The organism is Acinetobacter johnsonii (assembly GCF_048551975.1).
Lineage (GTDB): Bacteria > Pseudomonadota > Gammaproteobacteria > Pseudomonadales > Moraxellaceae > Acinetobacter > Acinetobacter johnsonii_A.
This window is the reverse complement of the sequence record NZ_JBIMCF010000018.1, coordinates 21,121-43,192: the sequence shown is the minus strand read 5'-3', so window position 1 is coordinate 43,192 and position 22,072 is coordinate 21,121. Positions and strand designations below refer to the sequence as shown.

The window sequence follows — 22,072 nt, the reverse complement described above, 5'->3', positions numbered from 1 at the left end:
TAAATTTAGATCCCTCATTTTTTCAGTAATGAACGTTCCTCTCCCTATGGGAGGGGTTAGGAGAGGGGAAAATATTTTAATTCAGTTTGGGACATCATAAACCTCTCCCAAACCCTCTCCTAGAAGGAGAGGGCTTATATAAAAGTAAGTTGAGTGCATAAATGAGATAGACAATGTTTAACATTACTACAGAACAAATGCGTTTTTGGAGTCCTGAAGTACGTGAATTAGAACCGTATGTACCAGGCGAACAACCGAAAATTCAAAATTTATTGAAGCTCAATACCAATGAAAATCCATATCCACCCTCACCAAAAGTGGTGGAGGCTGTTCAAGCAGTCTTGGTAAACTCAGCAGATGTACTGCGTTTATATCCAGATCCAGACGCTGCTGCATTAAAGCAGGCGATTGCGAAACAACAAAATGTTGTGGTTGAAAATGTCTTTGTTGGCAATGGTTCAGATGAAGTCTTAGCACATATTTTTAAAGCATTTTTTGTGCAAGAGCTGCCTATACTTTACCCCGATATTACCTATAGCTTCTATCCTGTTTATAGCCAATTCTTTGGGGTCAAAACCAAAATTTTGCCACTCAATGATGACTTTGAAATTGTGGTGGATGACTATAAACAAGCTAATGGCGGCATAATTATCACCAATCCAAATGCGCCAACCAGTATAGATATTGGTTTGGCAGCAATTGAGGAAGTGCTTCAGGCCAATCCAAATTCAGTGGTGGTGATAGATGAGGCTTATGTAGACTTTGGTGCTGAATCGGCAGTCAGTTTGGTGGAAAAATATGAGAACTTGGTGGTGTGCCAAACCACGTCTAAGTCTCGCTCACTGGCGGGTTTACGGGTTGGTTTTGCGATTGCTCAACCGCATTTGATTGCGGCACTTGAAGCGGTGAAGAATAGTTTTAACTCTTATCCGATGGACCGTTTTGCGATAGCTGCTGCAGTCGCTTCATTTGAAGATCAAGCTTATTTCGAAGCACAAAATCAAAAAGTGATTCAAAGCCGTGAACATTTGGTTGAACAATTGACCGCACTGGGCTTTAACGTTTTACCATCAAGTGCCAACTTTATCTTTGCATCATTGCCTAGCAAAGATGCGGGTGAATTAGCGGCTGAATTACGTGAACAAGGCATTATTGTGCGTTATTTCAATAAACCGCGTATTAACCAGTTTTTACGTATCACGGTTGGAACTGATGAACAAAATCAACGTTTAGTCGATACATTGAAAAATGATATTTTAAAATAAACTTTCAACAGTTGTGATCTTTGAAAAGTGAACGTTCATTAATATGAAGGTTCACTTTTTTATTTTGGAGGCTATTCAGTGTCCGTTTGTAAAAAGGTATTGAGTAAATTAAGCAGTGCTGAGACCTTGTCAAAGCATTCTTGGTATTCAGCCTCATACTCTGATGCAATAGTGATTCCACCGCCAGCCCAAAGCGAAATATCATCTTGGAATTTTTGAATAGAACGAATCAGAATGTTCCAAGAACCCGTACCATCGAAATTAAAATAACCCATTGAGCCACAGTACGCTCCGCGTGGTGCACCTTCGAGTTCTTCAATAATCTGCATTGCTCGAATTTTAGGTGCACCTGTAATAGACCCGCCAGGTAGCGCAGAGAGCAGCACATGAAAGGGATGAACTTCTGCTTTCAGTGTTGCTTCGACTTCGCTGACCATATGATGGACTTGATTAAAGCTTTCAATATTAAACAGTTTAGGTGTTTTGACTGAGCCTGTTTCTGCATAAACACTCAAGTCATTACGCAGTAGATCAACAATCATTACATTTTCAGCTTGATCTTTTTCCGAAGCCATTAAGCGTTGTTTAGATTGTTCATCTAAGACTGGATCTGCATAGCGCGGCATGGTGCCTTTAATCGGCTTAGTGATGATTTTACGATGGGTTTGAAAATCAATAAACAACTCGGGCGAACAACTTAAGAGTTCAAAATCATCGCTACGGAGATAGCCTGAGTAAGGTGCATTGGTCAATTGCCAAAATGCTTCGACTGCACTTAGGAGTTGACCGTGTGCCTTGGCAGTGAACTCTTGTGTCAGATTGATTTGATAGCAATCCCCAGCTTTGATGTATTCCTGTACTTGCTGAAAGGCTTGTTTGTATTGGGTTTCAGTCCAGCGTGCTTGGCAGATCGACTTGAGTTGGAGTGGATGGGTTAAGGCAGATGGCTGTAATAAATACGATTCAATTTTGCGATAAATGCGTTCTGCTTGTGAATCACTACTGCAAAATAGCCAGCCTGCATCAGTCCATTGTAGATAACTGCTGTATAAACCTAAAAATAGGCTTGGCTGTGACTTAATTTGAACCGGAACGTGTTGCTGGGCGGCATAATCATAACTGACGAATCCAATGAGTCCGCCACTAAAAGATGCTTCTTTTTGTTCTGAGCTTGGCTGAATATTACTGGAAATGTCTATTTCTTCATCATCACGGATATAACAAAAATCCCGTGTGCGTTGAAAGAAAAAGTGCTGGTTTTTTTGAAAAACTTGATAACGCTCGGGTAAAAAAGCAATGACAGGTGCATCGACATTTTGTAAATAGACTAACTGTGTGAGCTCATTCAATGCCTGTAGTATATGAGATACAGAGAGGCTTGAATCACAAATTATCTTTTTAAATGATTGGCTTAGAGTCATGCTAACGCAAATAGGATTAAAAAATTCAGGCTATTTTACCTCATTGTAGGTGTACGCATAGAGGAAATACCGTTTATCGGTAAGCTATGGATTGCGACCAACAGTAGTTGATCAAAAAATCACTCGCATATAACTTAGTTCAGGCAATAAAGTCACTCAAGGATAGGTGTTAATACTGCGACAAAATAAAAAAACAGTAACTAACACCGAGTGATCGATATCACAAAAATAAAGCTCTTAGGAGAGGAACGCGATGAAAATTATTACTAAACTTGCTTTAGTTTCTTCAATGGCAATCAGTGCAAATGCAATGGCAATGCAAGCAATGGATGACGCTTCGCTTAGTGCCGCTACAGGTCAAGATGGCATTAGTATTGGGATTGGTATTTCTAAGGTCGAAATCGGTAAAGTCTTTATTCACGATAATGATGGTTTAGCTACTGCAAATGGTGGTACTGCTAAGGCTGGTGCTATTGTGATTCAAGGTAATGGGAAAGATAATGCTGATGGTACAGCGCATGTAAATAAAGTTAACGGTATTGTCATTGGTGCAAACTATGATAAAGCTGGGGCATATTTACTTCCTTCTCGTAACTTAGCTGACTTGCAAATTGACACAGATGCAAACAGTGGTAATGCATTTATTAATGTTGCAGCTCAAGTTTCAGGCCTAGATATTAATATTGGTCAAATTGGTGTCGTGGCTTCAGCTGATATGCCTGCAACTGGTGCAACCTCTATCCGTCGTGGTGGTACAGGTACGGTGAATCCGATTTTAAGTGGTTTATCACTGAAAACAGGTCCAATGTCTGCAAACATCCAACTAGGTGCTGCACCGCAAGGCGCAATGATCCAATTAAGTGCGACTATGGTTGGTGGTTTAGAAATTAAAGATCTCGGTATCTTAGATAATTCAACTAAAACAGGAACGCGTGCTGCAGGCGAAATCTTTGTGGAAAGCATTAAAGTTGCAGATGCAAATTCTCTAGATTTAACACTGAATCAAAAAATTAGTGTGATTGGTGAAGAGGGTGCGAATAAGGGCTATATTCGTATGATTAGCACAAGTGGTGCGCACGACACTTATGTTAAAGGTGTACATTTGGGTAGCCGTAATGCTGCATCTATTGGTGATGTCGAAGTTCAAGGTATGCAAACTTACTTTAGCCCAGCTGCTGGTGTATACATGCCAGGTGCTGTGATTACCATTTCGGGGCACTAAAATTAGACTTCAAGAAAGCGCGTGAATTCACGCGCTTTTTTTCCAAAATATATTCATAAAAAATGCAAAAAACACTATTTTTTTTAGATAAAACACAGTATCTTCTTGAATGTATGGATATAGAGCATTAACTCTAAAAACAAAAAATGGGCGGGATGCCTATATTATTAAAAAAAGTAAAAAGCTATGTTAGAGATCGCATTGGGCTCAGCAATGATGTATTACTTTGCCACCGAAGCCTTTGATATTAAGAAAAAACCAGCGGAAGCGGTTTACTATACTGAAGTTTTAGACTCTCGAAATGCATCTTTTACCAGAATGCATCATGAACCTGTCCTAATTAACCCTGCTGTAGAAGACCAATTTCGAGGCATTGTCCGTCAAGCTTATGACTATAGTTGTGGTTCAGCAGCACTGACCACCTTAATCAATGGCTATGTCGGCGCTCAACTTACAGAACAACAAACCATGGATGGCTTGCTTCGCTATGGCGAATATGAGCGAATTATTGAGCGTCGTAGTTTTTCTTTATTGGACATGAAACGCTTTGTGACTGCACTTGGTTTAGAAAGTGGAGGCTACAAGGGGGAATTTGAAGATTTGGTTAAGCAAGGTCAACCTGCCATTGTTCCAATCTCCTATGCTGGCTTTAAACATTTTGTGGTGTATAAGGGCTATAAAGATGGACGGGTCTATGTTGCCGATCCTGCCTTAGGAAATATTAGTTTTGATGAACAACGTTTCAAGGATGTTTGGGAAAATAACACGTTGTTTTTAATTAATGTTCCGACTGAAATGCGTAAAAATATGTTGGCTTTACAGGAAGCCGATCTGCGACATGTAGATGATGCTACGGTCAATCGCTACGCACTCGTCGATATTCAATATCCGCAACACTATATGGAAAAAATAGCCGATCGTGCATCTACAATTCGCCTAGAGCGTAATAAAAATAAAGAGTCGGAATACTATGGACAGCCGACGTACAATTTTCTCAGGCTTTATTATAAAAACAAATAAAGTGTGAAAAAAATAAAACAAGAACAATGGTGTGGATAAGGGACAATGATGAAGACATGGATGAATAAAACACTGCTCGCAGTGAGTGTGCAGATGATTCTTGGGGTGGCCTATGCTGCGGAAGAACCGAGCTTAGGCGGTTATGAAACAGTCGATGAAACTGTGACAGAACAAGCACAAGTCGGATCTGATCAACCTACTGTGCCTGCGCAACCAGAAAAGCCAGCAGCTGTAAACACTGGAAGTGTTGAGCAAGCAGCATCTTCTGCATTGCAACAGCAAGAGGGTGATGCAACTAAAGAGACCAACTTAGAAGAAGTTTTTACCTCAAATGAACGTCAGTATTCATTGATTAAACAAGGTGAGATTTCATCTTATTACGACATCGATTATACCTATTACCGAGATACTCAACTTGATTTAGAGATGGCACAAGGTCAGCTCTATCAACTGCGGGTACAAGAAAATGCAACGCACAGTTTAACCAATACTTTTACGGCACAATATGGTTTAAGAGATAACTTAACGTTAACGGCATCATTGCCTTTGGTTGCCAAAACTGACTTATTAAAAGACACCTCTACAGCAGGTCTTGGGGACATTTCCTTTGGTGCTCGTTGGGAACCTTTTCCACTCAAAGCTGGCCGTTTGCCATTGATTTTATTTGGTAACGTTTCTACCAAAACTGGCGATAGCCCTTATGAAATTAATGCCACTTCAGACTTAGCAACAGGCAAGGGATATTATTCAGCAGGAGTTGGGGCAAGTACGCGTAAATATATTGATCCCGTGGTGCTGTTTGCATCGGTCTCTGCGAACTATGGTTTCAAAGAATCGGGCTTAGATCAGCGCCGTGGTAGCCGTGTGATTGAAGCGTTTGAACCAGGGATTAGTGGTGGTTTTGCCTTCGGTTTTGCCTATTCCTTTAACTATGATGTCTCAATGACAATGTCATACCAACAAAGTTTCAATACTGGGGCTGAATTTACCTACAGCTCAGGGGAACGTTACTCTCCAGCAGATCAAACCAGTTCAACTTTTGCGATTTCATTAGGTGTACGCGTTTCACCTGAAACAATTGTGAATGGGACGGTTGGCCTTGGTTTAACAGAAGATGCACCTGATGTCTCATTAGGGTTGTCTTTCCCGCTAGATATTCTTGGTTTTGGAAAAAAGCTTAAATAATAGGGGGAGTCGTATGAAAAATATCCGACTTAGCCCTTTGGTGTCTGCCATATTATTAACGGGCTATTCTAGTGTCACCTTTGCTGCTTTAGGGCAAAACTTATCAGTTGATATTCGCTCTTTGGCTATGGGCAATGCAGTCACTGCTGATCCACCTGGAATCAGTGCCATTCACTTTAACCCAGCAGCACTGACCAAAATTGAAGGTTTGCAAACGGATGTGCAGGGTATTCTCGCTGATTTTAATATCGAGCGCGAGTTCTCAGTTCCCGCAGGTTATAACGTATTTGGCTATTCAGATGACCCAATTGTTTGTAATGATGGGCCTGAAGTTGATGCCGATATCTGTACCGACTTTAAAGGGCCTGTCCGCGGTGATGTTGAATACCCGAGCTTATATGTCCCTGGTTTAAAGAAAATGGTGGACTTGGGTAAAGGTATGCCTGTGGCTGCCCCGACCGCGGGTATAGCATATAATCCGCCTGGCTCTAAAATGACGTTTGCAACAGCTATGTATGCGCCATTAATTGCAGGATTCGGTGCGGAAGATGGCAATCCTGGCAATTTTATGGGGCAACAAGTTGCGCTAGAGCGGATCACCTATTTATCACCGTCCATGGCCTACCAAATCAATGATCAGCTTTCCATTGGCGGTTCAATTGGGATGTCTTATCAAGCATTAGCATTAAAAAATGATCTACGTTTTCCCAATGAGTTAATTGGGATGCTGCGTATGATTGATGATGTCGTTTGTACCCCGTTTAAAGAAAACTCAGATGTGATTACCGATATTCTCTTGCTGGGGATGTGTAATGCCGAAGAGGGGATGAATCCTTTTGGGCGTTTTGGTCAGCTCGAACTTTCAGCAGAACAGTCACTGAGTCCAAGCTATAACTTAGGTGTACTGTGGGAGCCGACAGAAGATTTTAGTTTTGGTGTGGTCTACCAAAGTGCTGCCAAAATGCGGATGAAAGGTAAATATCACATAGACAATGCTAAAGCACCACAAGAACTCATTAAGGGGCTGATGTCATCCCCAACAGGGCAGATTCTGGCTGCTGTTTTAGGTTTCCCAAGTTCTGTGCCAGCCAGTGAGTCGGGGCTAGTATCGATGGATTTAGAATATCCGGCACATTTCCAAGCAGGGATTAAATATAAACTTTTACCCGATTTACAAGTCAATGTTGATGTGGGGTGGACCGACTATAAAGCATGGGAAAAATTTAAATTTGAATTTGACCGTCAAGTTTCTGCGCTCAAAATTGCAAAATTGCTTTCAGCCAATATTTCAGATAGTAGTTTGGCTTTACCTTTGGCTTTTGAGTCACCGTGGAACTACGGTATTGGGATTGAATATTCAGCAACAGATCGGTTAAAACTCCGTGCAGGCTATGAGCCACGCACCAGTGCGATCCCTGATGATAAACGGAATACGATGGTACCGATTAACAATGCACGCTTGTTTGGTTTAGGTGTTGGTTATCGTTTTGATGCAGATACTGATTTAGATCTATCGATTGGTTTTTTGCAAAGCCGAGATAAAATTCCTGCAAATTCTAGTAGCTTAGCGAACCAAACTGGGGTAAATAACATTTTATTAAACCCATATGCAGGTTTAAATGTAAAAACAGATACAACCATTACGATTTTAGGGTTGAATTATAGAACACGGTGGTAAGCACATTGAATACAATAAAAAGGATTTTATTGCCCTCATCAATATGCTTATTGGGTTGGATTTCGAATGCAAGTTTTGCGGGAGAGTTTTTTACGATTATTGGTCCAGATGGTAGACCGATGGTGGTACAAGGCAAAGCCAGTGAGTCCCCAGAAAAGCAAGTGAAACCGGGCCGTAAGCAGGAAGAAAAGGGAACGCGTGAAGTCTCTGAGGTCAGAGTACCAGTACTAATGCCCGCTCAGGAATTTGCAACACAGCCGATACAGCCTGTAACCGAAATGAAGGCACATTTACCAGATACAAAGCCTGCGCCAAAAAAGAAACTTTCTGCTGAGAAGCAAGTCACTTCTTCTACAGTGATTCAGGCTGAGCGTCCATTAAACAAAACTAAAACTAAGGCGCTGGTTCAACAAAAAGTGATTGAAACCACTCAGCAGATATCACAAGCCGAAGTGGGTAGTACTCAAACCATTAAGCCTGCATCAACGCCCAAAAGCATAACTCATACGGATTCGGTAAGTGCAGAGAAATCAACTGCATCCTCAAGCATGTTTAATCAAATGGATGGAACTGATTACGTTCGCAACGAATATTTAGAAGACCGTGAATTTAACTTAGAAGGCAAACGTCGTTTTTATACCATGCCTGAAGGAGTGATTGATCATAAAACTGGAGCGACTCGTTTTCAGGTCATTGAACGAGAAAAAGGAGTGAGTAAATCTGTCCTTAACGCTATGTTTAAACCCAAGCAAAAAGACAATTTAGCACCGATTGCCTTAGCATCGACCTATTACCGAATGTCACAACAAGACACGATCGCTAGCTTAGGACAAACTTGTTTTAAGGATAAAAAACTGAAAAAAGCAAAAAGCTTACAAGCCAATCACGATATTAATGTTTGGCCGAAAAAGCCGATAAAAGAAAATTTTGAATTTGAAATCATCAAAGTGGACAGCAATATTCAAAATATTCAATTAAATTCGTATGCATCTACACAAAATGATCCCACATTTTATTGGCCTTTTGCTGTGTTCTTAGACCAAAATGCCTGTGTGCTTGAAGGAGTAGGAGGGTTTAAAAATGATGAAAACTCACCCTCCATGCTATCGCATGAAATGATCGCAGGTATTTTACATGTACCTGAGCAAAGTCATTATTTATTGTTAACACCACTCTCTTCCGCTGTAGATGTCGAACATAAAGTTCTAACCAATCACGGTCAGTTAAAATTAATCGCAATTCGCTAAAAATAAATAGAGTATGAAAATGAAAAAACAAATTTTATGGCCATTTACCTTGTCGACATTGGTTGTTGCCTTAGCTGGTTGTGGTGGAGAAAGCGCCAATGTGAATCCAGAGCCGAATCAAGTGAATTCTGTCAACGGAAGCTGTTTGCTGAAAGATAAAAACTGTGTTGAGTTTGCCTTAGACTACCCTGTTGATGGAATTAACTTTGTCTGTAGTAGCGACCCCGATAATACGTATATGACTCTGATGGAGCCGAAAACCAATGCGGCAACAGGCCGATGCTCTGAAGGAGACAAAATTCACTTTTTGTTGACTGGAAGTTCAGATAAACAGGTAGAACTCGGTACAGTTCCTTTGTCTGAAATTGGCAATGTGAGTACGGCTTCAGCGTCACTGCCGCGCCTTAGTATTTTAGATATGGCAAAAGGGCTTAATGGTGGAACGGCTGCAACCAGTTTGAGTCCAAACGATAAGACCGTAAAAATTGCGATGGCTTTGGCGAAAATTTTTCAAGCTTTAGGTCTAGAGCGTGGCGCTGGTGTGGTTGGAGATGTACAACCTTTTGGTATTTTAGCCTCTAAAAAAGCAGACTTATCACTTCTCTTGGTATCAATTAGTGCTGAAGATTATGCATCAGGAGCGTATGTCGATAAAATCAGACCATGGATTGATGTCAGCCAAATTAGCAATGAGGATGCTTTTAAGGTGGTCCAAACATTGGTGCTTATGAATAACTCCGCCACCTATCAAGCGGACTTCCCGATTTTTGCAAATGTCCTATCGGACAAGACAGGGATTGGTTTACCACAAGGCTTATATGGTTGTAATGCTTCAGACTGCAAGACTAGTCCTGCTAATCTTCGTCATTTAATTGGAAGTTTTATTATTTTAACGGATCGACAAGGTTATACCTTTGGTTCAGGTGTACAGTGGCGTGGACCATTAAAAGAACAATTAGGCAGTGATTTAGCAACCAGTGTGACGGTCGATTTACTGAAAAATATTGAACCTGCTAAAATGAATGCTTTAGCACAAACGTCTTGGATTAACCCCTTAACTAAAAGTATTCAGCAACCGTTTAAGTTTAATCTGACAGATCCAAATTCGGATGATTTCACCATTACCCAAGGCAAGCTGTTTAATGATTATTTGATTGCAGGGACGGAAAAATTTTATAAACAATTAACCAAGGATCCGAATGCTAGCCCATCGTCCTATGGTTTATGGCAGCAAAACTATGGCACAGATACCTTCAAAGGTTCATTTGATGCCTTTAAAATTTTTCCAATTGGCTATTTAGATAATGATGTATTTAAGTCTAAGAACAATGTGGCGGCTGGGCAGAAGTATATTTTTCCACTGTATGCCAACTTAATTTTTAAGGCAAATAACTCTAGTGATAGCGTAGCCTTAGGTATTGCAATTGATGAATCGGGTGATATTCGTACTGATATGCAGTCCGCTAATAATAAAACCACAGCATGTACACCGCTACTAACAACGGGTGCAACCTTAACTACAGATAACAATCAAGTACAGTACCGAATTGGAACACTGGGTGCGACAGATACTTCAAACAAAGCTGTAACCTTCCGTATCCTCTTGGCAAATCCTATCTTTGATAAAATTGATGGCGCAGTTATTGGCGCAAATACCAATATTGTAAGTGATGTGAATAGTGAAGGAAAACAGACCTCTACAGTGATTGGTGGGGCACGCGTTAATCTCGGCAATTTATTGTCTGCCAATGTTAATGAAAGTGCTTATATTTCCCTCAGTGATTTTTCTGGTGCAGGGGTAAAGTGGACCAATATCTATAAAGCGTATTTGAATAACTATTATGAAAAAAATAGCATCGCCAATCGAGCGGCTGCGGACTTCCGTGAGGGTGAGGTTTCAATTGAAATTGCTGAATGCTATAAGGTGTTAGCAAAATAATATCGTTGTAAACACAAAAACGCCCATCATCAATGGGCTTTTTTTGATATTAGGCAAAACATTAACCTGTATGGTCTAAGCGTGTACCTAGGGTTTCGAGATGAAGATTAAATTGATTACTTTTACGGTCGGCAAAATAGTGACGTAAGGTATGTTCGACACTTGGGAAAGCCAGTTCTGACCAAGGAATTTCATCTTCTTCAAATAAACGACATTCGATGCTTTCTTCGCCAGCACCGAATTTTCCATCCACTAAATTCGCTTTGAATAGCACATAAATTTGACCAATACGTGGAATATTGTACATGCAATATAGCTGTTCAATTTCAACTTCCGCTTCCGCTTCTTCACGGGTTTCTCGTGCAGCACCTTGTTCCATAGTTTCAAACAACTCCATGTAACCTGCTGGTAAAGTCCATAATCCATAACGCGGTTCAATGGCACGGCGGCATAATAATACTTTATTTTCCCAAAGTGCGAGTGCGCCACAAATCACTTTAGGGTTCACATAATGAATAGAACTACAAGAGGTGCAAACACGACGCAATTGATGGTCGCCAAGAGGGATTTGTTCTGTTGTTTTTTGTCCGCAATTGCTGCAAAAGTCCATATTCATCATCAATGATAAAGTTCAGACTCAGCATAACTTAAAAATTAAATTTTGGCATCATTTCTCTTTTTTCAGTATTAAATTCAGCTATGATGAAAAAAAGAATGATGGGGACGACGTTCAATGGATGAACATTCATTAACACGCATACTGCAGCAACAGTTACGGTTTTCAAGCAAAATTAAATCGGCAGATGCAGCTGTGTTAATCGCGATCACCAATGAAGACGATCCCAAAGTTTTACTGACCCGCCGCTCTGTTTACCTATCTAATCATGCTGGTGAAGTATCTTTTCCTGGCGGAAAAAGAGATCCGCAAGATACCAGTAATATCGTGGTTGCCTTACGTGAAGCCTATGAAGAGACCGCGCTGAATCCTTTTGATGTGCAGCTGCTCGGTGATTTGCCGATGCAAAAGGCCCGTAATGGTATGCTGGTCAAACCTGTGGTCGGGCTGATTCCGCCTGAAGTTGAACTGGTTGCCCAGCCGACAGAAATTGATCGTATTTTCTTTGCATCACTCAAACAGCTGATGGAAGTGCCTGCGGTGCCTTATGAAGTTCGTTTTGCCCATCAATCTCTCTATTTTCCTAGTATGCGGGTGGAAAATGAAATTGTTTGGGGGCTGACAGCACGGATGTTGGTTACATTATTTCAATATGGTTTGGGTTACCATAAAGAGTGGCCATTTTTAGTCAATTCACCGACATTTCGGTTGTCCAAGTAAGTTTAATATTTTAAGGAAGAGATATGCTGTACAAATTTAAAGGTCATGCCCCACAAGCGATGCATCAACCATGGAATGGCTGGGTTGCGGAAAATGCCACAGTCATCGGTCAAGTCGAATTGGGGCAGCAAGTCAGTATTTGGTTTGGAGCAGTCATACGTGCAGACAATTGCAAAATTCGTTTAGGTGACTTTACCAATATTCAGGAAAATGCGGTTTTACATACCGATGCTGGGATTGAAATGAATATTGGCAATTATGTCACGATTGGGCATCAAGCTATGTTGCATGGTTGCACCGTGGGGGATAACAGTCTGATTGGGATTAATGCCGTAGTTTTAAACAATGCCATGATTGGTAAAAATTGTATTATTGGCGCAAATGCACTGATTCCGGAAGGTAAAGTCATTCCAGATAATTCTCTGGTTATGGGCTCACCGGGTAAAGTCGTCAAAACTTTGGATGAAACGGCTGAAGCTCGTTTGAAAATGAGTGCACTGCATTATGCAGAACACTTTAAACAATTTATCGATTTAGAGCCGGCACAGTTATAAGCTTACTTTTTCCCATTCAGCCTAGATTTTTCTAGGCTTTTTTAGCTCTATTTCGAGAACATCTCGCCTAGTGCTTTTGAGTGGAGTATCATAGCCACGTTTTTATAGATTAAATCATTAAGGTTGTGCATGAAAGTGCTGGCATTGGAATCTGCAAATGAGCAGTGTTCCGTCTCTATTGTAGATGAAAATCAAGAACTTTTTTTCCAATTAGATACGCGCGCAAAAGCACAAACGCAAACGATTCTGCCAATGATTGAACAAGGGTTTTTACAGTTGGATATAAAGACAGAAGATTTGTCTTGTATCGCTTTTAGTCGTGGTCCTGGTTCTTTTAGCGGCGTTCGTATTAATGCCGCCGTGACTCAAGCTTTGGCATGGTCGAATGATTTGCCTGTGGTTCCTGTTTCAACTTTACAAGCGCTCGCACAAGCTGCACATCGTGTGCACGGTCTAACCACAGTCACTGCAGTTTTAGACGCTCGCATGAGTGAAGTCTATATTGCAAGTTTTCAATTAGATACGGACGGCATCATGCAAGCCGTCGATGAAGAACAGCTTCTAAGCTATGCCGCGGCTACTGAATGTACACCGTTTACTTTAGTTGGTTCAGGCGCAACCTTAATTGATCCATCACAAATACAATACAAAGATTTAAGTGCAACTGCGCAAGATATTGCCACAATTGCGCGCAAGAATGCACAGCAACAACACTGGGTGAGTGCTGAACTTGCACTTCCAGTCTATTTACGTGATAACGCTTGGAAAAAAATCCCGGAACAGGGCAAAGCATAATTAGGGTTTTTTTATGGATCTTTTACTGCTGCTCAAAGCGGCAATTATGGGTATTGTTGAAGGTATTACTGAATTCTTACCCATTTCGAGTACTGGACATTTAATTTTAGCTTCAGAACTCATGAATTTCTGGACCAAAGAAAAAAGTGATGTCTTTGTGATCGCCATTCAAATGGGGGCAATTGCAGCCGTCATTTATGAATATTGGGCACGTTTGTGGGGGGCAGCAACGGGGATTTTTAGTGGTGAACCCCAAGGTCGCCGTCTTGGGATTGGGCTAATTTTAGCGTCGATTCCTATTGTGCTGATTGGTCTGACATTTGGTCAAACGGTGAAAGAGCTTTTATTTAATGATATTGCCATTGCTATTGGTTTGATTGTGGGTGGCTTGATTATTATTTGGATTGAAAAGCATCCACCACAAGAGCGCGTGCATGAAGTTGAAGACCTGAGTGTAAAGGATGCGATTTGGATTGGTCTGATTCAAGTGCTGTCTTTAATTCCAGGGACATCACGTTCGGGGGCAACCATTATTGGCGCGATGTTCTTAGGTGTATCGCGCAAAGCAGCCACTGAGTTTTCATTCTTCTTGGGTATTCCAGTAATTATTGGTGCGGGTCTGTTAGATTTGTACCAAAGTGCGCATGTGTTTGAGGGACAACAAGATTGGATCGTATTGGCAACAGGCATTATTGTTTCTTTTATCTCGGCTTTACTGTTGATTCGTGCTTTAGTCGCTTATGTGGCGAAGCGTGATTTTATGATTTTTGCATGGTATCGCATCGCTTCAGGTTTAGTGATTCTACTGTTTGCCTTTACAGGTTGGAAGTTATGGTAGGCCCAATGCGCTTATATGTGGAACAAGAGCATTTAGAAAAAGCACAGCACTATGTTGCTGTGCTTTTTTCTCGTGGTGTCGAAGTCAGCATCGAAGTCGCCGAAAAGTTAAATGCACGTTTTTTCCGTTTTCATCCTGAACTGGGTCTGTGTGCCGATGCTGATGGGCTTTGGCTTTGTGCCAATGGCATGAAAATGCAGCCGGATTGGAAAGCTGAAGTTCCACGTTTAAAGCGTGCGTCGTTAAAGTCTGAAATGATTGCTCGTGCTTGCCACTTGACTGAAAAACCTAAGCTCATTGATGCAACGGCAGGGCTTGGGCATGATTCACTGCTCATGGCACATTTGGGCGCCAATGTCACTTTGGTGGAACGCCATCCCATTTTATTCACCTTGTTAGAGTCAAGTAAGGAACATGCTTTGCAAGATGCATTTTTAAACCCTGTAGTGAATAGAATTGACTTGGTTTTTTCAGATTCCGCACAGTATTTGCAGCAGCAAGCAGAGCAGGGCAATATGGTTGATGTGGTTTATCTAGATCCGATGTTTCCACAACGTGATCAAAACCAGCAAGCGGTGAAAAAACAGGCGCAAGTGAAAAAGCAAATGCAGCTTTTACATATGTTATTGCCTGAAGATGGTGAGATGGATTTGGGCGATAATCTGCTTGGCTTAGCGCAAAAAGTGGCAAAACGGGTGGTGGTCAAACGTCCTCGCTTGGCCGTATTTTTGGCAAATCAAGAAACCACTCATCAGTGGTTGGGTGATGCCTGCCGTTTTGATGCCTATTTTCAGCATGAACGCTTAGACTGAAGTGGAAGACTGCTTCAAAAGTATGCAAAGATTTGTTATATAGTTAAAAACATCATTGATAAAATGCTGATCAAGCATAAACTTAGTGTGTCCCTACGCAAGTCACAATTTAATTAGAATCTTATGATCGACTTCAAACCCTCCATCAACTTTTGGCATGATTTTAAAAGCAACCAAACTGCGGGGATGTGGTTGTTTCTAGGTTCACGACGCTCTTTGCAAATTGTCCATCCTTCGATTATGCAGCTCATCTTCTGGGGGATTTTAGGTGGTTCAGCCAATACTTTATTTAGCTGGTTGAGCGCAGGAGAGATCGGTGACTTTAACCCACAAGGTTTGGTCAGTTATGCACTTTGGCCTTTTATTGCCTTGATTGTCGGGATTTTTCTGTCTCAACGGGTGAATAATCCGCGTTTGATGTTGGTACCAGCACTCCTTTGGTTGGTATTGGATACGCATATCGCGTTATTACAAAGTTTTATTCAATATTTGGGCATGATTGATGTCCTGCCGTATTTCTTCTACGACTACCTGCCAAATGTGTTCATGGTACTGTTTGTTTGGCAGAGTTTGGCGGTGGTTTGGGTGTTTTCACGTGAACTGAAATGGCCTTGGTGGGAGCGTGCTCTGATTGTCTTGGCTACGCTGTTTACCCTTGTGGTTTGGCAAATGTCAGTGACCAGTCAGCCGATTTGGAAGGTAGAAGAAACGCCACCAACCTTTGCAGAAGATGCCTTCTATGCACAAAGTCGCTTACTGAATAAAGCACTAGACTCTGTGCAATATGGCGAATTTGCCCAGTCACATTGGTACTTCCTTGGTGTGGCAGGAGCGAGTTATCAAGATGTATTCCGTTCGGAAGTCGAGCGAATAAAAGAACAGTTCGACACGCGTTTTGGTACGTTGGGCCGTTCGATGATGTTGGTGAATAACCCTGCTACACGAACAGAAATTCCGATTGCCTCTAAACACAGTATTGAAATGGCGCTGCGTCGTATGGGACAGCAGATGAACCGTGAAAGCGATGTGTTATTTTTATATATGACTTCGCATGGTTTACCGAACCAGCTCGAAATGGAAAATGCACCTTTAGACTTAACTCAGGTCGACCCGAAATGGTTACGCGAAACCTTAGATGCATCGGGCATTCGCTGGCGTGTGATTGTGATTTCATCGTGTTTCTCTGGGAGTTTTGTGCCTGCCCTGCAAAATGATAATACCTTGATCATTACTGCTTCAGCGGCAGACCGTCAGTCTTTTGGGTGTACCAATGAAGCCGATTATACTTATTTTGGTCGGGCGTTTTTCGATCAAGCAATGCGTGAACAAAACAGTATAGAAACTGCTTTTAGCCAAGCACAAAAAACCGTGAGCCAATGGGAAACAGCACAAGGTTTTGAACCGTCTGAACCACAGTGGTCGATGGGTAAAAATATGGAGCTGATGCTCCCACAACTTGAACAGCGCTTGTTTCCACCTAAAGCTGTTACAAGCCCTTAGTTTGGATCTAAAAAGGAACCCTGATGGAATTAGTACAATCTAACCGTAGTTTTGATGGTGAACAGCGTATTTATCGATTTAATTCCATCAGCCTTCAAGGCGAGAGCAGGTTTGGTATTTATTTACCCGCTCAAGCGTTAGCAGGGCAAGCGTGTCCAACATTATTTTATTTGGCAGGTTTAACCTGTACCGAAGAAACCTTTGCCATTAAAGCGCACGCACAGCGTTTAGCAGCACAGCTAGGTCTGATTTTGGTAACACCTGATACTTCACCTCGTGGTGAACAGGTTGCGCAAGGTGATCATTGGGATATTGGGCAAGGTGCAGGTTTTTATATTAATGCCATCCAAGCGCCGTGGGCTGAGCATTTCCAGATGGAAAGCTATGTCGCTGAAGAGTTGTATGATTTAGTGATTCAGCAATTTGCTGTAAAAGCAGAGCGTATTGGTATTTTCGGGCACAGCATGGGCGGGCATGGTGCTTTAACCTTGGCCTTGAAATATCCTGAGAAATTTAAGTCTGTGTCTGCATTTGCTCCGATTTGCGCACCAAGCCAATGTCCTTGGGGCGAAAAAGCGTTTTCAAACTATTTAGGTTCAGATCAAGCTGAGTGGTTGAAACACGATGCAACCGCTTTGGTGCAAACAAAAACAGCTCATTTTGCCGATATTTTAATTGATCAGGGTTTGAGTGATCAGTTTTATAGCCAGCTCAATCCTGCATTATTTCAGCAAGCCTGTCAGGCTGCGGGCCAGCCACTGACGCTGCGCGAACATGCAGGCTATGACCATGGTTATTACTTTATTCAAAGTTTTATTGATGATCACCTGCAGTTTCATGCCGTACAGCTCGAATCTTAAATCTTGATTTCTCATATTTATTCTTAATTTTTGACTAGAAATCATCCAGCACTGGCATTAACATGGTTGTGTGTTTGATTTTTTGTTCTTAAAAAATAAAACAGTAAAATAATAGATAGGGTATACATGCAAAATTCAGAGGCATCTTTGCCACCTGTAGAGGCTTCTTTTGAAGCAAGTTGGCCACCTCCGCCAGTCGTCCCCACGGATGAGCCAAATGCCTATTTGGGACAGACCTTTCGTTTCCAATTCCGTGGTAATGCCCGAGAGTACTTTGGCATTTGGATTGTGAATATCTTATTGACCATTGTTACCTTCAGTTTATATGCACCTTGGGCGAAGGTTAGACGCTTACGCTATTTTTATGGCAACACGGTGTTTTATCGCCGCAAGTTTGATTTTACGGGTGTACCTACACGTATCCTGATTGGTCGAATTATTGCTTTGGGCGTGTACTTTGGCGCTTCAGCTTTGGCTCAAGTATCTTGGCAAGCTTCTTTAATTGGTTTCCTCATCATCTTTTTATTGGTTCCGTGGTTGGTACGGTCTACTATTCGCTTTCGTGCCAGAAATAGTAAATTTGGTAATAGCCGCTTTTATTTTACAGGCACGACCAAAGAAGCCTATATCTTGGCGCTGAAAGGCATTTTGGTTTACATCTTTACCCTTGGGATTTTTTTCCCAGTGCTGTTTTGGTATTTTAAAAAATACACGCTGGATAATTTACAACTCGGGCAGTTACGTTTTGAGCTACATGCCGATTGGCCTGACTATATGCGTGCCATGTACGTCCCTGTGTTTTTGTTTATTGGAATCGTCTTTGTTTTAGGATTATTTGTTGCCTTCACTCTTCAAGTGGGGAGCAGTTCTCCAACCCAGTTTGGGATCATCGTGGCGGTGATTTATATGATTGCTGCTTTTATGATTTGGCCCCTGATGATGGCGCGTATTTTTATTACCACATGGAATAAAGCCACGTTGGGGCGTAGCCCTTTCCAAACGGACTGTGGTCAGATGCATTATGCATGGATCGTGATGACCAACTGGATTTTAAAAATCCTTTCGCTCGGTTTGTTATCGGCATGGGCTGCAGTACGTTTATATCAGTATCAAATTGAGTCATTAACTTTAACCCTAAAAAATGATCCAGATCGTATGTACAATTTGGCTCAAGATGACCCAAATGCGATAGCTGAAGAGCTGAGTGATATTTTTGACATCGATATTTCGCTGTAACGAGGCTTAAATGCAGGAACAAAACATCACCTTTTATGATGGGCAGGTTTCTAAGCCTTATCCAGCCACGATTGCACCGATAGACCGAGAAACGGTGTTGATCTGTTATAACCAGCAGCAGCGTCGTTATTACTATGCAGATATGCAGTTGATTGGGGCATTGGGGCAGATTCAACCTGTGATTGAGTTGAAAGATGATGCACGGATTGAATTTCCACAAGCATTGCCTGACTGGTTTGAGTTGAACAAAAAGCATGTACAGCATTCGATTTGGAAATTAGAACGCTCACCAAGTCTCATCTTATTTAGTGTGGTGTTTGTTGCCGCTTTTATCTTTGCCATTTTAAGATGGGGCATTCCAAGCACAGCACATTATGTCGCGATGCAACTGCCTGCCGATACCATCTATAAACTTGGCGATGAAGCGCAAGAACAAGTGTTTAAGCTGACGGCACCTTCGACTGTTCCTCTTGCACGTCAAAAACAAATCATACAAAGCTATCAAGACCTTGTTGCCAATGGACAACCTGCTAAAGTACTGTTTCGTGCAGGCGGACAAATTGGAACGAATGCTTTAGCGCTGCCAAACAACACCATTATTCTGACCGATGAACTGGTTAATTTAGCCAAAGATGATCATGAAATTATTGGCGTTTTAGCACATGAGCAAGGGCACTTGGTCGAGCGACATAGTTTACAGCAAGCCTTATCCAGTTTAGGTTTTAGTGTACTATTGATTGCGGTGACGGGGGACAGTTCGACCTTATTTACAACTTTGCCCGTGGCTTTGGTTGGTGCCAGTTATTCACGCAATTTTGAAAGTGATGCAGACTTGTATGCCATGCAAGTGCTCGATAAAAATCAGATTTCAAGCTTACATTTGGCAAACTTTTTAGCGCGTATGGAAGATGATGCACGTGCCGAAGAGGAAGAAAAGCAACCCCAAGGGAAGTCCGAAGAAGAGGAGGACGGTGGCATTGGTTCATTCTTCCAAAGTCACCCTGCGACTCAAGAGCGTATTGCGGCTATTCGCCAATTTAACCAACAGCAACGCTTATCAAACTAATTCATTCAGCCGCTGACTTAAACTTGTGTCCATGTTGCTGTGAGTGGCGTTTGTCCCATACGGATCAGGTGGTCTAAGATTATGTGCTCTAAGTGACTCAGTTTCTCTTCACTCGCCTCAATGCTGACATGTAAATGTTCTGCTTGAGGGCCTAACTGGACGCGGGCTTCAGGCATGATAATGGTAAAACTACTGGTTTCTTGTTCGATTTCAAACTTATGTTTCCAGTGATTTACCAGTCGTTTTGCAATTCGAGCCGCATCTGTCGTGACAATATCCGCAGTACTTTTCATATTTACCTCGTCGATTGATCTCTTACCATAACAGTTTAAAGTCAAATGAAAAGTTGAATGTTGCAACGCTACATTGCAAATTTAGAAAGCTTAACGCTTTCTTTTTTCACAAGTCCCAGTTCAAAAGCTGAATTTGCTATAATGCTTTTATTCCCTTTTGTATAAGCCAGGTACACGCATGTCCAAGCCTTATTTAATTGCACCATCTATTCTCTCTGCTGACTTTGCCCGTTTAGGTGAAGACGTTAAACATGTACTTGCAGCAGGTGCAGACGTGGTTCATTTCGATGTGATGGATAACCACTATGTGCCAAACCTGACTTTTGGTGCGGGTATTTGTAAGGCACTCAAGAACTACGGCATCAAAGCCCCAATTGATGTGCATTTGATGGTCAAACCTGTCGATCGCATGATTGGTGACTTCCTAGAAGCAGGTGCGGACATTATTACCTTTCATCCAGAAGCCTCTGACCATATCGACCGTTCTTTACAGTTGATTAAATCAGGCGGTGCAAAAGCAGGTTTGGTCTTTAACCCAGCAACGCCGCTCCATTATTTAGACTATGTGCTCGATAAAGTCGATCAAATCTTGTTGATGAGTGTGAACCCAGGTTTTGGCGGTCAAAAATTTATTCCGATGACTTTAGACAAACTGCGTGAAGCACGCAAAATTATTGATGCTTCAGGGCGTGATATTCGTTTAGAAGTGGATGGCGGCGTGTCGCCTGCAAATATTCGAGAGATTGCGGAAGCGGGTGCAGATATGTTTGTTGCTGGTTCAGCTATTTTTGGAAAACCAGATTATAAAGCTGTGATTGATGATATGCGTGCAGAGCTTGCAAAAGTAGGGGCGGTAAAGGTTTAAGCTCATAGGTATAAATGCTATACAGGTTGTGGATAACTTTATGGATAAACTGGTGGATATCTATGTTGATAACGATATGGATAACTTGATTAATATTTAAACGTTTATACAGCAATGGTTTAGTATTTAGACGTTAAATGTATAAAAAGGACTCATTTGAGTCCTTTTTTATGTTGTGAAAGCCTGATTGTTACTGGTGCTTTATTCATCTGTACTTAAAAATAGTACTGTTTAAAAAATAACTTTATTGTTTAAGTGTGCGTAGTGGCTAAACCGTCGCAGTAATTGAATTTAAATTTATAAACTTGTGTATAAAGCATTGTTTGCTTATCCTGTGAATTGGGATCAGCAACAAAAGGTCAGGCATTTACATGCAAAGAGCGTTTTGTTGCGTTGAAATATCATTCTTCACTGACTAAATAGGATTGATTGTGCGTTCATTGCTCAAGACACATTCTTGGTTTGTCTTACTCATTACCTTGGTAATGGGGTGGAGTGGTATTGCCCAAGCTTCGGCAGCGCCGATGCATCAAATGATGCAACTCAGTATGCAGACTGCAACCAGTGAGCAAAGTTCAGCGCATGCAACAGGTATGCAAAGCATGCCCGACTGTCATCAAACGAAGTCATCGAGTCCAGTCTCTGGACATCAAATGCATATGGCTCAGACCGACATAACAGCGAAGAGCAACTGTCATGCTTCGGATATGCTGCAAAATAAGCAAGTTCAGTGTCAGGAGTGTGCACAGTATCACTGCCAAACAACGCTGACACTTTTAGAGGCTGAACTGCTTGCAGTGGTTCAGCTTGAATCCGCTTTAGTACAATCATCCCCCCATTTTCGTTATCAAGCTCAACATTTAGTGGGCTATTGGCAAGAAATTCTACGTCCTCCTAAAGCCTAATCCTGATTTTTAAAACTTTATTTTTAAAATTATTA

21 protein-coding genes are annotated in these 22,072 nt (G+C 41.6%); 18 read left to right on the top strand and 3 right to left on the bottom strand.

What is annotated here, in order from left to right; genetic code table 11:
• Positions 1-173: 173 nt before the first annotated feature.
• Positions 174-1,265 (top strand): histidinol-phosphate transaminase, encoded by a 1,092-nt coding sequence (gene hisC, locus ACG9ZB_RS12805; RefSeq protein ID WP_419326123.1) that lies wholly within the window; start codon positions 174-176, stop codon positions 1,263-1,265.
• A 71-nt stretch (positions 1,266-1,336) separates the two neighbouring features.
• On the opposite strand, the gene pabB is transcribed toward hisC, so the two are convergent.
• Positions 1,337-2,686 (bottom strand): aminodeoxychorismate synthase component I, encoded by a 1,350-nt coding sequence (pabB, locus tag ACG9ZB_RS12800; protein WP_419326122.1) that lies wholly within the window; start codon positions 2,684-2,686, stop codon positions 1,337-1,339.
• Positions 2,687-2,939: 253 nt separating this feature from the next.
• On the opposite strand from pabB, the gene ACG9ZB_RS12795 reads away from it, so the two are divergent.
• The 6 genes from ACG9ZB_RS12795 to ACG9ZB_RS12770 all read left to right on the top strand — a co-directional run bounded on the left by ACG9ZB_RS12795 (position 2,940) and on the right by ACG9ZB_RS12770 (position 10,977).
• Positions 2,940-3,908 (top strand): DUF6160 family protein, encoded by a 969-nt coding sequence (locus ACG9ZB_RS12795; protein WP_010325970.1) that lies wholly within the window; start codon positions 2,940-2,942, stop codon positions 3,906-3,908.
• 186 nt (positions 3,909-4,094) lie between these two features.
• Positions 4,095-4,928 (top strand): C39 family peptidase, encoded by an 834-nt coding sequence (locus ACG9ZB_RS12790; RefSeq protein ID WP_004695004.1) that lies wholly within the window; start codon positions 4,095-4,097, stop codon positions 4,926-4,928.
• Positions 4,929-4,973: 45 nt separating this feature from the next.
• Positions 4,974-6,113, top strand: coding sequence for a hypothetical protein (locus ACG9ZB_RS12785; RefSeq protein WP_419326121.1), 1,140 nt, complete (start codon positions 4,974-4,976; stop codon positions 6,111-6,113).
• 13 nt (positions 6,114-6,126) lie between these two features.
• On the top strand, positions 6,127-7,791 hold the full coding sequence (locus ACG9ZB_RS12780) for an OmpP1/FadL family transporter (protein ID WP_419326120.1): 1,665 nt from the start codon (positions 6,127-6,129) through the stop codon (positions 7,789-7,791).
• Between the two features lie 29 nt (positions 7,792-7,820).
• Positions 7,821-9,038 carry a putative pilus assembly protein FilE gene (gene filE / locus ACG9ZB_RS12775; protein ID WP_419326119.1) on the top strand — a complete coding sequence of 406 codons (1,218 nt, stop codon included), beginning with the start codon at positions 7,821-7,823 and terminating at the stop codon, positions 9,036-9,038.
• Positions 9,039-9,057: 19 nt separating this feature from the next.
• The gene (locus ACG9ZB_RS12770) at positions 9,058-10,977 is read left to right on the top strand and encodes a flagellar protein FilF (protein WP_419326118.1); all 1,920 of its coding nucleotides are present in this window, start codon (positions 9,058-9,060) and stop codon (positions 10,975-10,977) included.
• 61 nt (positions 10,978-11,038) lie between these two features.
• On the opposite strand, the gene ACG9ZB_RS12765 is transcribed toward ACG9ZB_RS12770, so the two are convergent.
• Positions 11,039-11,587 (bottom strand): NUDIX hydrolase, encoded by a 549-nt coding sequence (locus tag ACG9ZB_RS12765; RefSeq protein WP_010325974.1) that lies wholly within the window; start codon positions 11,585-11,587, stop codon positions 11,039-11,041.
• 123 nt (positions 11,588-11,710) lie between these two features.
• On the opposite strand from ACG9ZB_RS12765, the gene ACG9ZB_RS12760 reads away from it, so the two are divergent.
• From ACG9ZB_RS12760 to ACG9ZB_RS12720, 9 genes are all read left to right on the top strand, one after another.
• Complete coding sequence (locus tag ACG9ZB_RS12760; protein WP_419326117.1) at positions 11,711-12,313, top strand: NUDIX hydrolase; 603 nt, start codon at positions 11,711-11,713, stop codon at positions 12,311-12,313.
• 23 nt (positions 12,314-12,336) lie between these two features.
• Positions 12,337-12,867, top strand: coding sequence for a gamma carbonic anhydrase family protein (locus ACG9ZB_RS12755; protein ID WP_419326115.1), 531 nt, complete (start codon positions 12,337-12,339; stop codon positions 12,865-12,867).
• 129 nt (positions 12,868-12,996) lie between these two features.
• Positions 12,997-13,662 carry a tRNA (adenosine(37)-N6)-threonylcarbamoyltransferase complex dimerization subunit type 1 TsaB gene (gene tsaB / locus ACG9ZB_RS12750; protein ID WP_010325977.1) on the top strand — a complete coding sequence of 222 codons (666 nt, stop codon included), beginning with the start codon at positions 12,997-12,999 and terminating at the stop codon, positions 13,660-13,662.
• Between the two features lie 13 nt (positions 13,663-13,675).
• Entirely contained in the window at positions 13,676-14,500 is an 825-nt protein-coding gene (locus ACG9ZB_RS12745) for an undecaprenyl-diphosphate phosphatase (RefSeq protein ID WP_205667088.1), read from the top strand.
• Positions 14,501-14,505: 5 nt separating this feature from the next.
• On the top strand, positions 14,506-15,312 hold the full coding sequence (locus tag ACG9ZB_RS12740; protein WP_419326113.1) for a class I SAM-dependent methyltransferase: 807 nt from the start codon (positions 14,506-14,508) through the stop codon (positions 15,310-15,312).
• A gap of 123 nt (positions 15,313-15,435) precedes the next feature.
• Complete coding sequence (locus tag ACG9ZB_RS12735) at positions 15,436-16,812, top strand: C13 family peptidase (protein ID WP_419326112.1); 1,377 nt, start codon at positions 15,436-15,438, stop codon at positions 16,810-16,812.
• A gap of 23 nt (positions 16,813-16,835) precedes the next feature.
• Entirely contained in the window at positions 16,836-17,672 is an 837-nt protein-coding gene (fghA, locus tag ACG9ZB_RS12730; RefSeq protein ID WP_419326111.1) for an S-formylglutathione hydrolase, read from the top strand.
• A gap of 126 nt (positions 17,673-17,798) precedes the next feature.
• Positions 17,799-18,908 (top strand): YjgN family protein, encoded by a 1,110-nt coding sequence (locus tag ACG9ZB_RS12725; RefSeq protein WP_419326109.1) that lies wholly within the window; start codon positions 17,799-17,801, stop codon positions 18,906-18,908.
• Positions 18,909-18,918: 10 nt separating this feature from the next.
• Positions 18,919-19,974, top strand: a complete 1,056-nt coding sequence (locus ACG9ZB_RS12720) for a M48 family metallopeptidase (RefSeq protein ID WP_419326108.1) — start codon at positions 18,919-18,921, stop codon at positions 19,972-19,974.
• Between the two features lie 17 nt (positions 19,975-19,991).
• On the opposite strand, the gene ACG9ZB_RS12715 is transcribed toward ACG9ZB_RS12720, so the two are convergent.
• A complete protein-coding gene (locus ACG9ZB_RS12715; protein ID WP_419326107.1) occupies positions 19,992-20,267 on the bottom strand; it encodes a DUF2218 domain-containing protein in 276 nt (91 codons plus the stop codon).
• 178 nt (positions 20,268-20,445) lie between these two features.
• Between ACG9ZB_RS12715 and rpe the strand changes: the two genes are divergently transcribed.
• Entirely contained in the window at positions 20,446-21,132 is a 687-nt protein-coding gene (rpe, locus tag ACG9ZB_RS12710; RefSeq protein ID WP_419326106.1) for a ribulose-phosphate 3-epimerase, read from the top strand.
• A 431-nt stretch (positions 21,133-21,563) separates the two neighbouring features.
• Positions 21,564-22,037 carry a hypothetical protein gene (locus tag ACG9ZB_RS12705; RefSeq protein WP_419326105.1) on the top strand — a complete coding sequence of 158 codons (474 nt, stop codon included), beginning with the start codon at positions 21,564-21,566 and terminating at the stop codon, positions 22,035-22,037.
• Positions 22,038-22,072: the final 35 nt, after the last annotated feature.

Coding starts and splice junctions, on each gene's coding strand:
- hisC (WP_419326123.1), top strand. CDS start 174: ATGTTTAACATTACTACAGAACAAATGCGTTTTTGGAGTCCTGAAGTA.
- pabB (WP_419326122.1), bottom strand. CDS start 2,686: ATGACTCTAAGCCAATCATTTAAAAAGATAATTTGTGATTCAAGCCTC.
- ACG9ZB_RS12795 (WP_010325970.1), top strand. CDS start 2,940: ATGAAAATTATTACTAAACTTGCTTTAGTTTCTTCAATGGCAATCAGT.
- ACG9ZB_RS12790 (WP_004695004.1), top strand. CDS start 4,095: ATGTTAGAGATCGCATTGGGCTCAGCAATGATGTATTACTTTGCCACC.
- ACG9ZB_RS12785 (WP_419326121.1), top strand. CDS start 4,974: ATGATGAAGACATGGATGAATAAAACACTGCTCGCAGTGAGTGTGCAG.
- ACG9ZB_RS12780 (WP_419326120.1), top strand. CDS start 6,127: ATGAAAAATATCCGACTTAGCCCTTTGGTGTCTGCCATATTATTAACG.
- ACG9ZB_RS12770 (WP_419326118.1), top strand. CDS start 9,058: ATGAAAAAACAAATTTTATGGCCATTTACCTTGTCGACATTGGTTGTT.
- ACG9ZB_RS12765 (WP_010325974.1), bottom strand. CDS start 11,587: ATGGACTTTTGCAGCAATTGCGGACAAAAAACAACAGAACAAATCCCT.
- ACG9ZB_RS12760 (WP_419326117.1), top strand. CDS start 11,711: ATGGATGAACATTCATTAACACGCATACTGCAGCAACAGTTACGGTTT.
- ACG9ZB_RS12755 (WP_419326115.1), top strand. CDS start 12,337: ATGCTGTACAAATTTAAAGGTCATGCCCCACAAGCGATGCATCAACCA.
- tsaB (WP_010325977.1), top strand. CDS start 12,997: ATGAAAGTGCTGGCATTGGAATCTGCAAATGAGCAGTGTTCCGTCTCT.
- ACG9ZB_RS12745 (WP_205667088.1), top strand. CDS start 13,676: ATGGATCTTTTACTGCTGCTCAAAGCGGCAATTATGGGTATTGTTGAA.
- ACG9ZB_RS12740 (WP_419326113.1), top strand. CDS start 14,506: ATGCGCTTATATGTGGAACAAGAGCATTTAGAAAAAGCACAGCACTAT.
- ACG9ZB_RS12735 (WP_419326112.1), top strand. CDS start 15,436: ATGATCGACTTCAAACCCTCCATCAACTTTTGGCATGATTTTAAAAGC.
- fghA (WP_419326111.1), top strand. CDS start 16,836: ATGGAATTAGTACAATCTAACCGTAGTTTTGATGGTGAACAGCGTATT.
- ACG9ZB_RS12725 (WP_419326109.1), top strand. CDS start 17,799: ATGCAAAATTCAGAGGCATCTTTGCCACCTGTAGAGGCTTCTTTTGAA.
- ACG9ZB_RS12720 (WP_419326108.1), top strand. CDS start 18,919: ATGCAGGAACAAAACATCACCTTTTATGATGGGCAGGTTTCTAAGCCT.
- ACG9ZB_RS12715 (WP_419326107.1), bottom strand. CDS start 20,267: ATGAAAAGTACTGCGGATATTGTCACGACAGATGCGGCTCGAATTGCA.
- rpe (WP_419326106.1), top strand. CDS start 20,446: ATGTCCAAGCCTTATTTAATTGCACCATCTATTCTCTCTGCTGACTTT.